The sequence below is a fragment of the Vibrio sp. 10N.247.311.13 genome (assembly GCF_041467595.1).
Lineage (GTDB): Bacteria > Pseudomonadota > Gammaproteobacteria > Enterobacterales > Vibrionaceae > Vibrio > Vibrio crassostreae_C.
Window position 1 is genome coordinate 1 of sequence record NZ_JBFSUX010000010.1, and the last position, 15286, is coordinate 15286.

Genomic DNA, 15286 nt, shown 5'->3' on the forward strand with positions numbered 1-15286 from the left:
GAAGACCGCAGCGAGAAGCTAGAGTTCACGCCAGCGGTACTCAAAGTGTTGGAATATGTTCGTCCTAAGTACGCTTGCCGCCAGTGCGAGAAAACAGGTGACAGCAGCCGTATCGTTCAGAAGCCATCCCCTCAGAGTCTCATCCCTAAAAGCTTCGCCACAGAAAGCTTGCTGACCAACATCATTCTTGGCAAATACCAATACGCGATGCCACTTTATCGCCAAGAATCGCTGTTTACCCAGTCGGGTATCGAGCTATCACGCACCACCATGGCAAGGTGGGTTATCCAAGTCAGTGAGAAGTTCGCCCCGCTGTATGCGGCCTTGAAGGAGAACCTGCTTCAACAAGTGGTGGTTCAGGCGGATGAAACGCCGCTCAATGTGCTCAAAGAAGAGAAGAAGTGTTATATGTGGCTCTACTGCTCAGGCGCTGACTCACCCGAATCGGCACTGCCGAATGTGAAAAATATTGCCTTGTACGACTATCAAAACAGTCGCGCGAGGGCGTGTCCCGTGGACTTTTTAGGTGACTACAACGGTTATCTACAAACCGATGGCTACGCGGCTTATGATGGTCTGCATCACGTCACCAATGTAGGGTGCTTAGCGCATGCTCGTCGCAAGTTCATGGATGCGAAGAAGCTTCAAGGGAAAGGTAAATCAGGCAAGGCTGATAAGGCGCTGGCTAAAATCCAAAAACTCTACGGGATAGAATCACGCTTAAAAGGTGCGCCTGCCCAAGAGCGAAAAGCAGAGCGTCAAGCGCTTGCCAAGCCGATACTGGATGAGCTTTACCAATGGATGACGACCCAGAAGGTGATTGGCTCTAGCCCACTAGGCAAAGCGATAAAATATACGCTTGGGCAGTGGTCAAAGCTTATTCGTTATATCGACGATGGTCACTTATCTATTGATAATAATCGCGCTGAACGCGCAATTAAACCACTGGTCATTGGCAGGAAGAACTGGCTGTTCTCTAACACACCAAATGGTGCTGAGGCGAGCGCGATGCTTTACAGCATCATCGAGACCGCGAAAGCCAACGGTCTTATCCTCTACGACTACATGGTCAAGTGCATGAAAGAGCTGGCGAAAGCTGAGCCTGATATCGACGCACTCCTGCCTTGGAACTTCAAACACTGACAAGTCGCCCCGTGGGTTCATGGGGCGTTTACCCAATAACGACACAAGGACGTTCTTATATCGAGGTCATAGTCTTACCAACGCACGACCATTTGCGCTGTGGCGGTATCCCCAGAATCATCATAACCAACAACCGTCACTAACTCTGATTCGCCCGGTTGTCTTAACTCTGAAATCCGTTTACCGATATTGCGACGCTCGTTATCACCAACTGTCCAATCGTATTTGACCATTTTACCATCTAAGTCTTTACATTTTGCTTCGATACGGGCGGTCTTCGAGTACATACGGTAATCGATAGAGCACGTCGGTGGTTGGTTTGGCACCACTTCAATTGGAATGATCGCTTCCGCTTCTTGACCGTAGTTAGTGAGAATTTTCAATTTCAATTCATGGTCACCCGTTAATAGGTTCTCAATATTTGCTGATGACTTCTCTAACTCAGGTTGTAACTCACCATCGACATACCATTGATAGTCTGCCACTCGGTCTGATGGGTGACCACCTCGAATTGTCGGACGGACATTAACATCAAGTGGCGAACGTTGATAACTGTTACTATACCGTGCAGTTAAATCCACAGTGATCGGCTCAGGTTCCAATACCTCCACATATTCAGTAAAGGTGTCGTAGTTACCGCGATCATCTTCTACCGTAACCGAAATTGGGTATATACCCGGTTGTTTTGCGGTAAATCGTGCTCGATGTCCATAATCTTTCGTCAACTCCAGTCGGCCTTGTCCGTTCCACTCATACAAATAGTACTCGCGTAAATTCGCACCAATTGGACGTCGTAACCAGATCTCAATCACTGAAGGTGCAACGAGCACACGCTGTTTATACGCCACGTCGAATTGTGGGAACTGATACTCCCATACACGAACCTTATGATCGAATTCCGCATACGTTAACGCCTTGGCATCTTTAACCCACGCACGCAGTGTGAATGTATGAAAGTCAGCTCGGTCCAAATCATCATTCGTTGGAGTAAAGTCCACAACATTCGAATCAACAATGGTTCCGTCTGGTCTTACCCATTCAATTTCAAGTTCGGAGTCCATATTGGAATACGGTGTATCGACATCTCCAACCAAAGTTAACGTATCGGTGGTTTCAACATCAGTATCCCCTTTCACTCTTACTCGAACAGGTTTCGCTCGCTGAGAACGTACTGAGCGGTATTCTGTTGCCCAGCTGTGTTCATCGGTTTCATAACCAAGATACGCCGCTTTTGCGATAATCTTGTTGCTACCTTCACCTGTTGCAGTGTATTCGAGTGTACTACCGCCTTCAGTGAACGTGACTCCACCATCAATAGACCATTTAATAAGCATATTACCGGCATCCGCCTCTTCACCTTGATCAAGAAGAGTGTACGTTCTTGTCATACCGGTGATCAGGTTTGCTGCCCCAACTAGTTCCGTTTGTGGTACTCGGTACGCCATGATTTGTACGACGTCCGTTTCTGCTATCTCCCCTGTGAAACGATTTGGAACATGACCTTTCACTAACCAAATACCTTCTACTGCGGTACTGAAAGAAAAGCGCTTACCAGGTTCTCCATATAGATTCCACGTACTGCCATTGTCTTCCGAGATGTACCATGACACTTCACCAGAGGCGTCTTTGTCATCACGGGTAAGATGTTGATATTGAATAGCGGCATTCATCGGTACAGAACCCGTTATGCGCAGTGTACGCAGTTCGCCTTCGATTGCCGTTCCTTTCATGATTTTCAATGTCCCGCGTTGAGAGCGAACCATTGAAACATAGTTTTCATTTGGCGATTTTAGCTTCGCTTGTGCATAGAATCGGAGGTCACCGATGTCATCTGATGAGAAGTTTACATCAAAGTCATTCACACCTGATTCGTTCATATCTTGCCAGTCGGTAAGGCCATGCAGGTTCTTTTCTTTATCCATGACAGCTATACGCACAGACCAATCACCCAGCTCTTCAGACTTGTACACCAGATCTCGATAGAAGCTACTGTAAAGACCAAATTTAGATTTAACCTTGAACGTGTCAACGGTAGAGGTTTCACGAGAAGTTTGCTCAACCTTTAATCTTGCTCTTGTTGATGGCACTGCGTATGTCTTTACACCACTCTCAATCACTTGCTCGGGTAAACGGGCGTAATGAACTTTTACTGAGTAATCGTCCATTTGCCACAACGCACGATGGTTAGCACTATTTCTATCTGTGATCACTTTAGTAATGGTATGTTCGGTATAACGGTTCGATTGTTTAATGTATTGGCTTTCTAAGGTTTCACCATTCTTAAGGAGAGTGATATACAAAGGAGACGCTGCAGATTTAACACGGTATCTCCCGATTCTTGATTGCCCCATTTCTACAGCATAAATGCCATCTTCAAACATTCCGTCATCGTCGAATATGATCTCCGGTGCCTCTGGGGTATGAACAATTAAACTTGTATCATCAACTTTAATTAGGTTTTTACGCCCTTCAGAGTCATGGATATAAATTTCGGCTTCTACTGTCGCGGGACCAGTGTTTTCAAACACACCGATCAATTCAGGGCTTGCGGTATCCCACGCCTCTTCTAAGCCTTGAGGGATAATCGTCCAGTTTACAGAACAGGTCATCTGAGTTGGGTTTTTAACACCTTGAACCGCTTCATGTTCTGACTTGAACATCCTACATGCTCGACCTTTAGTTTGAGCAAATGTAATGTCTTGGTTTTGCACTAAGGCGACTTTACGATCACTTATGTTGTCGTACTCGAAGTCTAAAGGAAGAAATGATATTGAATATTCTCTTTGGACAACGTTATTGTTCCCATCCTTACCTCTGACGATGACTTTGTGTACGGTGTTTGAATCCCATGGAGACGCCATCTTGATCGCACGAGCCATCTTGAACTCACCGATATGCTCAACGGGTACTCCATCAAGAAGAATGTCGGTTATTTCATTTTCAATACTGGTTTCATCTTGCACCGTGAAAATCATGTGCTCCATGAAGTTGATTTCATCACCAGTACTAAACAGTGTGTCATTGTTGTAAAGGCGGATTTCAGGTGGCAGACGGTCTAATTGCATCGCGGTAACCTCTATGTCACCTTTGTTTGCAAATCTGTCTAACGCTTTTATACCCCCTTGATAAAATCCATCGACCACGGCACTCAGTGGAATACGATAGACAAACTTAGTGCCGATTTGCTCTGGTATCCCAAAACTGTCGACTGTTTTATCGGTATACGATACATACTCATTTTTAAATAAGTCACCAATATCCCGCCCTTCTAAAGTAACAAATTCTGACACGCCAACATGGTCAGTATGCTTTTCAAAGCTCAAACTCACCTTTGAGGGCAACCACCATGTGTTGCCCGTATCGGCACTGTGAGGGGAACTTAGAACAACTACAGCCTCGTTATTTTGTACAACCACCGTTTCCCCATCAACATCAAGGGTAATGTCGTTGCTCGTGGTATCTCCAACCGCTTTTACTGCGTACTGCTCAATAACAGGTGGTCTGTAATCCCATGCGTACTGTAATTGATTATTCGGTGCAGATACGACGTCATATTTGTCAGACACTTTTAAAGCCGTCGTTAGTTGGCCAGTCAGTGAATCATCGTCAGATAAATGGAAGGCAGATATGGCCACAGTGCATGAATCTTGACCTTCATCCACTTCACACGATTCACCAAACTGGGTTAGGGCCACAACCTGATCAAATGGACGCGGTTCAACCACAACGGTAATTTTGCGAAGTTTTTCGCTCTTATCGTGGGTAATGAAATTCAACCCTTCATATTGTGCTGATGTGGTTTCAGTAGTGACATTGACAATAACGGGTGGGACAGGCTCAAGAATGGTGTATGCAACACTGTCTTCAATCAGCGTAATGCGTTCTTTTTCAATTCCGTTGAAGTAGGAAATTCGATATGAACGATAGTGCTCTCCTGCAGCTGCGGTAGGTCGACCATCGAGCGCTAATCCATTCGCATTCCAGCTCGGGTCGGTATCACCTGTCCATTCGAAGAAACACTTTAGATTGCTACTGTCAGACGTATACGCTTCTTCTCGCACTGTTTCTAATCTACAACCAGATGCTGCGGCTTCTTTAGCTAAGGCTGAATACTCTTTCACGCCACGATAGATTTCATCAGGGTAAGTAAACTCTACTTTTGGCGGCACACTCGTTATGGAACCGATGATGTACACTGATTTCGCAACAGCAGCAGTCCCTATAACTGTTAGTGAACAACTAATAAGAATTTTGATTAACTTGTTCATAGTGCTCTTCAACTCCAAACGCAATTTCATTGGGATAGGTTAAATAAGGTCGAGAGCAATTTTTGAAATTAACAAGCCTATTTTTGAAGATTAAAGTTTTTCTCGCGGCATTCATTGTAAAGGAGGGATTTGGATTATTACCCCTTCACGACTATGAAGGGGCTGAATGAGAATGAAGACTTATGGTAAAAATATATGGATTAATAAACCTGGCGCGACCGCGATACCGAACGTGAATAAGGACAAGTATAAGTCCGTGGCTACATATGCGCCGATGTCTTTCTTTTTATCAGAAGAAGATTGTGCATTTTTAGACAGGTGTTTAGATATTTCCGTTCCAAACTTTTCAGACAATGGATGACGTCGATTTGACTGATAAATCTCAAAGACAAATTTATCAAAATGCTTGAGTTCTTGTAGACGACATTTGATAAACGGGGAGACAAGACAGTAGCATACCGCCACCAGTAAAAAGCAAATTATTGTGAGTGACATGCTATTCAATGGGTTTGTCAAAAAGACAATTATCCCCAATTGAAGAGAGATGTATCCAACAAGAAAATTTAGCGTCTTCATTCCAATACCTCCACCACAGGACTATTCACAAAGGGATCTGGCATGGAAAGCAACAACCGCCCCCCAGTTGCATTGAGCAATTCAATATTCAGCGGTTCACTTTCATCATTTGTCGCCCTGACTCCATATGTCATGGTATGGCTTTGGTCTTTAAAGGAAGTTTGATACGCAAAAAAGCAGGTGGCATTTGACGCCTCAGACTTACAAACTTTTGTTACCAAATTCACTGACTGCACCCCACCATGAGCGACAGCAAAATCAGGCCACTGAATCGCCTTTGAATCTAGTGTTGAGTTGTCCATTGCATACAGGTTTAAAATATACTCGCGTGATGATTTTTCCATCATCGTGTAATCACTGAATCGATTCGCTCTCGTTGTCCACATCATCACGGTAACAATAGTGATTAAGGCCACAAGTCCACACACCAGAAGCCATGTCACCTTCACGTTGTTGCCTGATTTTTCATTACATTGGTTAGTACTCAACATCCATAACCTCACTCATTCTAATTGCTGCTTGAGACATTGGAGCCTTGGAGTCCGTTGTTTGCCTCTAGCACGAACGAGTAGTCTTCGATGGACTTAGACCACTTATGTAAGTCCGAACAATCAAGACTCTTCAAAGCATAATTTTGCAATGAGTGAGCAAGTGGGTGTTGGACTGCAATGGAGATCGCCACAAATTGAAGCCCAGTAAGCTCCACAGACGTTTCTACGACTGAATCATAAGGAATGTTACATTGGGCGGAAGCATAGCGTGACAAATAGGCGATGGTGTCCCCACACTCCGTTCCACACGCTTCTTTGTAACGACTGATTATGTCGTCACTGGTGTTAGCCATAGCTGAACTCATGAAGACCAAAGTGCTTAAAACCATAGTTAGAATTTTCATTGCATAGTGACCATTGTTGGGGTGTGATTTTCATTGTAAGGAGCGGTAGAAATAAGTTTTTCAAACAAGGAAGGTAATTTGGACTTTAAATTGACAAGCAGGTTTTGGAGCCTGCTTGCCTATTTGGGAGATCATTTGCATAACTTATTTTCTTTCAAAGAAAGGACATTGTTATGCGGCGTTTTCGACTTGTTCTTCGTCTTCATTTTCCAAGTCATCCATGTCAGTCGCAAATGACTCGACCCGACGCGTCTCTAAAATTTTATCGATGGCTTGGTCTTGGGTGTACCCCCGCTCCATCAGAGCCGCTAATTCCATTTTGTCTTTCGGGTCCGTGGAGTACATCAGCAGCATTGCAGGAGGCGCGTAAAAACGCACAACCTCTTTGATGTCATCACCAATTTGGAAGAAGATTTCTGAGTACCTATTTTTACGGGTCCTAATCGATTTGAGAATTTCGAATTCTTGGTCTGACAATGCCACCAGCTTGTCATTTTTAACTTGATTAATCGTGTCTGATTTCTGATACAGGAAGCAACGATATACACAGTTGGCGGCTATGGCTTTACCTACAGATGAACCATACAAGTCACTCAACAATTGGGTGATAATCCAAGCACTAGCATCCACCTTCCTAAAACGCCTAAAGGCACTCTCAAGGAACGATGATACTGGGTTAGCACCTGTGGACCCTTGCTTTTCTTGAAGGAACTCCCAACACTCATCCACAATGAAGGCTTTCGAACGACGCTGAGAACCGGCTTGAGCATCACCCAAGAAGAAATGTTGGTAACACAGGTTGATGATCTGCATTAAGGCAATTACCTGCAATTCCGGTTGCGACTTCAGCTCTTCTAATTCACAGACAATGAATGGGTTGTCCAGCGTCGGGGGCGGCTTATTGACCGTAAACATATCGCCAAACATTTCGCCTTCACGGAATGGTTTTAACTGTTCACCAATGTCTTTCAGCTCTTTACGAGAGCTCGCAGAACACATATCAGCGAAGATCGTGACACTTGAGTCGCGACCATGCTTATCCCACATCAATTTCAAAATGGTCGTCATACCACGCTTCTGCAACGTCGTGAGCGTACCATTGGGCTCTGCCATCACCGACAGCATTTCCAAAATCATACCAGCCTGCCCTTCCTTACCACTGAACTCAACAATGGACGGGAAAGGGTTGAGTGAGAACTTCATATCTTGACCGAAACTGATAAATTGACCATTCAACGCTTCACACAAACGGTAGTAGCTTCGACCCACATCGATAATCATTGCCATACCACCATCGCGCTTGGCTTCAGCAATATGTTGAGCGGTCTTCATCAGCTTATCGATTTCTGACTTGGGTAAATTCATCATGTTCCATAGATGCTGGCTTGGCATCTTGCCTGACCCCAATATGCACGTCACAATGTATTGGACGAGAACCGACTTGCCCGAGCCCGACTCCGCGACAACGATACCGTTCATTGAGCCATCGGTTTCAAAAGGATTGAACCCAAACATCGACATGTCTCTGGTTACAAAGGGGATCACAGGTTTACTTGGTGAGTTGCCAGATGAACTGGAAATTATCGGGCTCATGAACGCGCAGACATCAGACGGTACTAAGTTATAGCGGTCTAATCTTTTGCGAGTCACAGGGTCTGGTGCGAAAGGTAATGAATGCAGGAACATAGGTGGAGTCATGTACTTGTCTTCTTCCAATTCGAATCCTGCAGGGGTTGAAGCTACTTTCTTGAAGCGTGCAATCTCCGTCTCTAAATGCTCCTCATCATCACCAAAAATCATAAACTGAAGATACGCATTCACCATCTTCGACTTCTTTTGCTCAATTTTGGTAAAAGCTTCATCAAAGTCAGCTCGCTGCCAACGAACAGTATCATTCCAATTTACTAATTTGTTGTTTGCCTGCATTGTCATGTATTTACGGCGACGCTTAATCTTACCCTCTTCTTTTTTAGAGTTAGGGTAATGGACATTCAATACAATCATGAAGTTCGACCATGCTGTAGAATGCCCATATCGCCAATCACTAAAGACATTCAGCATGTCACCAAAGCCCAGTGTTTTTGGGTATTCTTTGGGAGTAAGCATCGATATAGGCCGCTCATCAATGATGACCTTCGAATCGGTAAACTCGATTTTACCGCCCTGCTCCTGAACTTGATCTCGGGGCATGTAGGCTTCGTTTTTATTAACGTCTCCTTTGCGCCAAGTTGACGAGTCCTTTCTGTTCATGAGCCTTTGCATGAAGTGTAGCCAGCCCCACTGATCCATCGGGGTACAGAACAAGCCGACCTTGTTCAATGACTCTTCTGTATCAGTACGTAGATTATTGAAGTGTTTAAGTTCCTTTTTGGTAGGCACGCCAAAGTTGCCTTTGATTGGAACCTTCACTACGAAGTAACAATCAAACATGCGAGCTCGACAGTCGCTATCACCAAACCCTGATTGTGATGATTGCTGGAAGTGGTTAATCAGCCCCTTTGAAATCGAATTCAGTCTGTCGTTTGCCTCACCTGTTTGTCGACCTCCGTGGTACATAGAAAAGCTATTGGTGAAAGGGCTTAAATTATCATTCGCCCAAAACAAGACCTGAATAAACGTGTCTTCCGGCCAATCGGCCTTATAGATTTGTTCTAATAGCTCCTGTAACTCATCGTTAACGGCTGGCACCGTTTCAATCTTGTACATTAAGCCAATGTAACTGTCTTCGAGCTCGAAATATTTGTGCTTTCGGTTGTAGTCCAAGACAGGGAGAAGATCGCCAAATTTGGAGTTTTCGAATTGCTTAAAAAATCGTGAAATCGCACCCATGATATATGCCCCCTTATTGACGCAGTTGATCGATTAGCGAGTTCGCATTACTTCTCGCATTCTCTCTTAACTCAGAGTCGCTGATAGCCGGTCTTGCATTGCGTGACTCGACGCCAATCTGACCATCATCATTCACATCGTAGTTTTGCTCTTGGCTTTCCTTTCTGACATGGAAGTTGACGTATTGAGAATCATTGGTCTTAGCGCTTCTATCGACGACCCAAGTTCGCTGTGTTGCTTCGATGAATCCATAACCAGGGATCTGTAAGGTTTCTTTGTCTGTATATGGACGCACCAATGTACGAACAATATCGGCAGGCTTTCGCATGGCTAGGGGTTCTGGAGCCGGAAGAAGTAAATGCTGATATGCCGCTTCGGGTGAAGCTAACGCTGGAGCTTGAGAAAAGTTTGCGTGTTGTTGGGTTTCATTCACTGATGCTGAGTCAGCCTCAATGTCCGTTCCGTATTTTTCTTTGTATTCTTTCCCTGTGATGGTTTCGCCATCTTCGTCTGTGACCATGACACGTTCGTCACCTGTCGCCTTCGCATAGTCTTCAGCATTGTTATAGACATTGGTTAGCTCATAAACTTCTCGGACGGACGCACACGCTACACCACTTTTCGCGCCTGGACACACGCCCTCTTCTTCGCCTACGACAGAACAACCGGCTAAAGTAAGCAGCGCAAATGAGATAAATATGGATTGTTTAATCATAGGTCGATTCCTTCTACGATAATGGACGTGAGTTGAGCCTTACTCGTTGGCAGCCCGATAATGGAAGATGTTTTGTTGTTGAAAAATGCAGGAAGCCCAACACGGCCCGGACTCATTATCTGTAGAGACGCGTAAGTTGAATTCACTTTGGTAATGGCTTCTTTACACTGGCTATTTGGTGGGCGGGGGTATTTAGCTTCAGACCAAGTGCCTTCATATAAGGCGTGCAGCGCTTTGTCCGGATCATCGGAACATTGGGCTAACAACGTATTTTCATACTCCTTATCATCGAAGACAGGCACGATTGCTATGCGGAATCTTTTATCAGGGTGCTGCTTCTCAAGGATCTCTACGAAGTCACCGCAATGCTTACAACCCGTTGGTGCAATAAAGAGGGTCCCACCAAAAACTTTGGCTAATGGGTTTAAGTTAAACCCCGCAAAATCTTCTTCTGGGTTGATTTTCATTTTCTTCAAGTCGACATGGGATGCCGCGTAAAGCTCTTGTGGGGAGTTTACGAATTTGGTGTGAACGGTTGAGAATAATGAACCGCCCTTGATAAGAAATTTTCCATCACCGGTGGCCAGTAACATTTCACCGGTATCCAGCTCCATCATAATTAGCTTGTCGGTTTCAATTTCATAACTTGAAACCACATTGATGTCGGCATTGAGGAAATCTTGCGTTGGGGGTTCAGCTGCGACTTGAAGGCTGGCAAGCAACCCTAAGCCCAACATACCTTGAATTTTGTTTGACCATTTCATAGCAACACTCCTAGTTAGTACCAAGAGTTTGCCAAACTTAGATCTGCATAATTTAAATTAGTGAGCCTTATTTCACGGCTTAATTGAATTTTATTGGTGACAGAGGTGAAGTGTTACATCAGAAAAGGTATTTAAATTAACGATAATCAGGGGATGAAGTTCACTTTCCCACAACTAACTATCGCAAGGTATAGTGTTGTTTAACTCCGCCTTTAGAGCTTGTATTAAAGCAAGAACAAATCGCTAATATTCATCGCACAAAATAACGTTAGATGGTATTTCAATGTCACAACCATCTTTATCTTCAATACTTATGCCGCCGAGGTGGAAATTGATTCCGAGGTAAAACCGCTCTAAACATGCTCGACCTCCTGCGTTAGTTCCTTGACCAGCAACTTCGACGTCCACATATCGATATTCGTTGTTAAATTCATCAAACACTTTTTGCCTAGATATCAAGCGACCCGTTTCATAGGCCATTATCTGACCTCGAATGCCATTTCTATACTTGGGCTTAACGTAGACCATTTCCAAAACGACTCTAATCGAATAGTACCCATCATCGTTATGTTCAAACTTACTTAAGCTGCAAAACCCGATCAATTCTTTTGGGTTTCTAGGGTCGACAAAGAAAATGAGCTCATAGAGATTCGGGTCAAGAAAACAACGTACATTAATCCCTTTCTCGCTTTCCGGTATCGACTCTCTTACACTATCAAGAGTGAATAGTTGGTTTTGAATTGGTATTGAAACCATCCAGTTATGTTCTACAATCTCAGTTTGATTAATTTGTGTATTGAAAATATCCCCGAAACTGTAAGTAGATCCGCACATTGTTTCAAATTGAATTTTCAATTGATGGAATAAATCAGAGTACTTCAATTTATCCATATGCTCTAAAGTAGAATCATCCAGATCAGAATAATTTTTGTATTTAATTAGCATAATGGTGCTCTCCGTAAATTGCTCATGCCTGACTGTCATTTATTGAGCGTGATGTCAGTTTCAGAAATTAATTCGTTTAGGTTTCTGATCCCTTTCCTGTCAGTCTTTCTAAGGTATCGGTTAGCAGACCAAGCGATAATTGTTGGTCGACCAAAATGCATTTCGACGTTCCTGACTGATTGTTGCCATTCTTTAAGTCCCCCATACCCCGTAATTGCAAGTCAGCCTCTGCCAAACTGAACCCATCAGAGTGATTGACCAACAAATCCAGTCGGTCTATGGATGGCGTTTTGAGTTGGGTAGTAGGCAGTAGGTCACAATGCCCGATACCTCCTTCCCGCGCTACGCGACCTCGGATCTGGTGCAGCGTAACCACACCAAGATTTTCAGGGTTCAGCACAACGACATAGTTCAGTTTTGGTATTGTGATCCCAACCTCAATCAATGTGGTCGCAATCAATATTTTCCCCTCACCCGACTTCATTGCATTTATGGCAGTCTCATTGTCTTGTTTAGACAACCCACCATGGGACAATTTAACGATGTCACCATACATCGCTTTCCAGTCATCAAAGAGTTGTTCAGCACTGGCTCTGTGTGAAACAGCTTGAGCTTTGGATTCACCTTTCATGGTGCTAATGATTAACACCTTGTCACCACGATTGATGCGTTCTTCAACTCGACAGATAACCTCATCGATTTGGGTATGCTCGTAACGGGTAGTGATCACTTCTCTAGGTGTGTGGTACTTGGTTAATTTGAAGTACGGCAGCATGCCAAAACTCATCATCGCTTGCGTTCTAGGAATGCACGTCGCACTCGACAACAACAGATGTGTCCGGCCATGAGTTATTAATGTGGATTCTTTTTGTTCAAGCCCCATTTTTTGCTCTTCGTCGATCCACAGTAGGTCGATAGGCATATTGTTGTGATGATGGAGCAAAGCCGTCGTACCAATCACGACACGGGTGTCTTCTGTCATCTCGTTGATGCATCGATAGCCTTTACCTACGAAGTTGTCATGCTCACTCTCAGACAATAAAAACTCGATGCCAATATCTGGCCAGCAGTTGTCGATCTCTTTATAGATTTGGGCTCCTAATATTAGGTTGGGAACCATAATGACGACACAACCACCAGCATCAACAACATGACGTGTCAGTATCGCGCCAATGACGGTTTTCCCCGTCCCCACATCCCCGAATAAGACACTTCGTGGGGCTCTGTTGTTAATCGCGGCTTTGATACCGCTCACGGCATCCAATTGTTCATCCGTCAGTTGAAACGGGACGACATCATTGAAATAGGTATCGTCTTTGTCGAGCTGAAATGGGTGAGTTAAATTTGGTTCGCCTTCCACTTCTGAGAACAACAAAGTAGCTGCTATTCTTTGTAGTATAGCGTTGCATTGTTCACTTTCTTCCAATGAATTTGGGAAATGCACAAATCTCAAAACGTCTTCTAAACACAGCGAGTGCGCTTCTAACAACCGTCTAATTTTCCCGTTGCTTAGATTTAATTTCGCTAATTCTTCTCGTATCTTTCTTGCCGTCAATGGGATCAGTTCATCAATATGCTGCTCCAAAAACTCAGCATACTTCAACCCTTTGAGTTGCTTACTTTTGACTTTATAGACCGGAGTGATTTTACCAATGAATTTTTCATTCAATGGCTGCGGGTGGTTGATAAACAGCGCGGTTCCGACTTGTTTCACTTTGCACAAGTAATAACCTCGATCATTAAGTCGACTTGCCAATTGTTGGCCGTATTCACTGTCTAATTTGGCAAAATGAGAAAAACGTTGAGCGACGTTTCGGGAGTCAACAATGCTGCCATTAATGACAGTCGTTCGATTGTATGATTCAGAAATAGAAGTCACTGTCCCTTGAATAACCACACAGTCACTGTCCGTAAGATAGGAAAAGTCAGACACCACTTGTCTCGTGTCCAGATACGCTTCAGGTAACCGCAACAACACTTGCCAAACAGGAACTTTAAATGTGTCTTTGATGTACTTTATATCCAGCATTCTCGCGTTTCATTCTGATTCAATAATGCAGTAGTTATACACGTCTGAGCACTATCATTTAGTTACGAGGGCTCTCAGTAATATGAAGTTGATTTAGAACGTCTTTACGAACGCTTACTGCTTTAGAGTCAGCTCATAAACCTTCTCGACCGGTTCTTCGATGTACCTACGTGTAACAGTTAACTCAACACCGCTGGTGGTTTTGGTTATTCTAAAGTTTTGGTTTGGAGACTGAGCCAAAACAGAGCCGTCATCATTAACAATCACGTCAACGGGTAATCGTTTCCCAAACGCCTCAATGTAGTCAGCTCCGACGTTGAATTCTGCAGCGCCGTCTGACGATACAGAGCTCCACTGGCCAACATAGGCATGAGAATCATCGAAGAAAACAGAAGAGAACTTTAGAACCAGAACACCAGACAGTACGAGTACGCCACATAGGGTCAGTGTCTTTCGATTTATACGTATCGACATAATGAATTCCTATAAACATGAGAACCCCATATTACTTGTGGTAGAAGTCGATTTTGCTAAATAGCGAGGGGAATTTGAGCTGCTATTTGATATTTGGGGAGTCGAAGTTAGCTCTAATCCTGATACCAATACTCCGAGCAGTTCAATGATGGTCGTTTCAGAATGTAATCCCAAGTTTTCATTGTTCTGATTAGATAATTGGTCTTGATGTTGACTGTCTTTGAGTTATAGCAACCGACGGCTTCCCAAACATGACCCTTAGCGTAGGTAAGGCATCCTTTGAATATATCTGCACTGATACGGATATTGAGAACAGGGTCAGTGGCAACATCTACCCAAGACTTATTAGGGTAGTTTCGTAAGATGTATTTGGAATGGATTGTATTCACCTGAGCGGGACCCAAGTCATAGGAATCGTTAGTATTTTTTACTTTACTGCCGATTTTGCCCCCCTCGCCAACCACAAGTAAGTTAAGAAAGTCTCTCGGGACATACTTCTCTCCTGCGACTTCAGCAACAATGCTGCATCTACTCGCGTTTGATAAAGCAACAGTATCTAATTTTGTGTCATGGATATCTGGCAAGAAAAACACGGTGATTCTCCTTTTCGTGGCCAATGATTGAAAGTCAGTATTGACTAAGTATGTT

The 15286-nt window shown here is 44.0% G+C and carries 10 protein-coding genes; 1 reads left to right on the forward strand and 9 read right to left on the reverse strand.

The window, feature by feature from the left end:
- On the forward strand, positions 1-1143 hold a 1143-nt coding region (gene tnpC, locus AB6E52_RS06275; protein ID WP_372189946.1), incomplete at its 5' end, for an IS66 family transposase.
- A 74-nt stretch (positions 1144-1217) separates the two neighbouring features.
- Here the strand turns inward: tnpC and AB6E52_RS06280 are convergent.
- The 9 genes from AB6E52_RS06280 to AB6E52_RS06320 all read right to left on the reverse strand — a co-directional run bounded on the left by AB6E52_RS06280 (position 1218) and on the right by AB6E52_RS06320 (position 15231).
- Entirely contained in the window at positions 1218-5411 is a 4194-nt protein-coding gene (locus tag AB6E52_RS06280) for a hypothetical protein (RefSeq protein WP_372134449.1), read from the reverse strand.
- A 572-nt stretch (positions 5412-5983) separates the two neighbouring features.
- Positions 5984-6478, reverse strand: coding sequence for a hypothetical protein (locus AB6E52_RS06285; protein WP_081230274.1), 495 nt, complete (start codon positions 6476-6478; stop codon positions 5984-5986).
- Positions 6479-7053: 575 nt separating this feature from the next.
- A complete protein-coding gene (locus AB6E52_RS06290; RefSeq protein ID WP_102561031.1) occupies positions 7054-9711 on the reverse strand; it encodes a TraC family protein in 2658 nt (885 codons plus the stop codon).
- Positions 9712-9724: 13 nt separating this feature from the next.
- Positions 9725-10426 (reverse strand): TraV family lipoprotein, encoded by a 702-nt coding sequence (locus AB6E52_RS06295; protein WP_086714968.1) that lies wholly within the window; start codon positions 10424-10426, stop codon positions 9725-9727.
- Positions 10423-11190: a hypothetical protein gene (locus AB6E52_RS06300; protein ID WP_081230270.1), complete on the reverse strand. Its 768-nt coding sequence runs from the start codon at positions 11188-11190 to the stop codon at positions 10423-10425. The genes AB6E52_RS06295 and AB6E52_RS06300 overlap by 4 nt, the downstream gene beginning before the upstream one ends.
- Before the next feature lie 243 nt (positions 11191-11433).
- Complete coding sequence (locus AB6E52_RS06305) at positions 11434-12135, reverse strand: hypothetical protein (protein WP_102305741.1); 702 nt, start codon at positions 12133-12135, stop codon at positions 11434-11436.
- 76 nt (positions 12136-12211) lie between these two features.
- On the reverse strand, positions 12212-14164 hold the full coding sequence (locus tag AB6E52_RS06310; RefSeq protein WP_372128017.1) for a helicase-related protein: 1953 nt from the start codon (positions 14162-14164) through the stop codon (positions 12212-12214).
- Positions 14165-14278: 114 nt separating this feature from the next.
- Positions 14279-14638: a hypothetical protein gene (locus AB6E52_RS06315; protein ID WP_102305739.1), complete on the reverse strand. Its 360-nt coding sequence runs from the start codon at positions 14636-14638 to the stop codon at positions 14279-14281.
- 113 nt (positions 14639-14751) lie between these two features.
- Positions 14752-15231 carry a lytic transglycosylase domain-containing protein gene (locus tag AB6E52_RS06320; protein WP_146493234.1) on the reverse strand — a complete coding sequence of 160 codons (480 nt, stop codon included), beginning with the start codon at positions 15229-15231 and terminating at the stop codon, positions 14752-14754.
- Between the last annotated feature and the right edge of the window lie 55 nt (positions 15232-15286).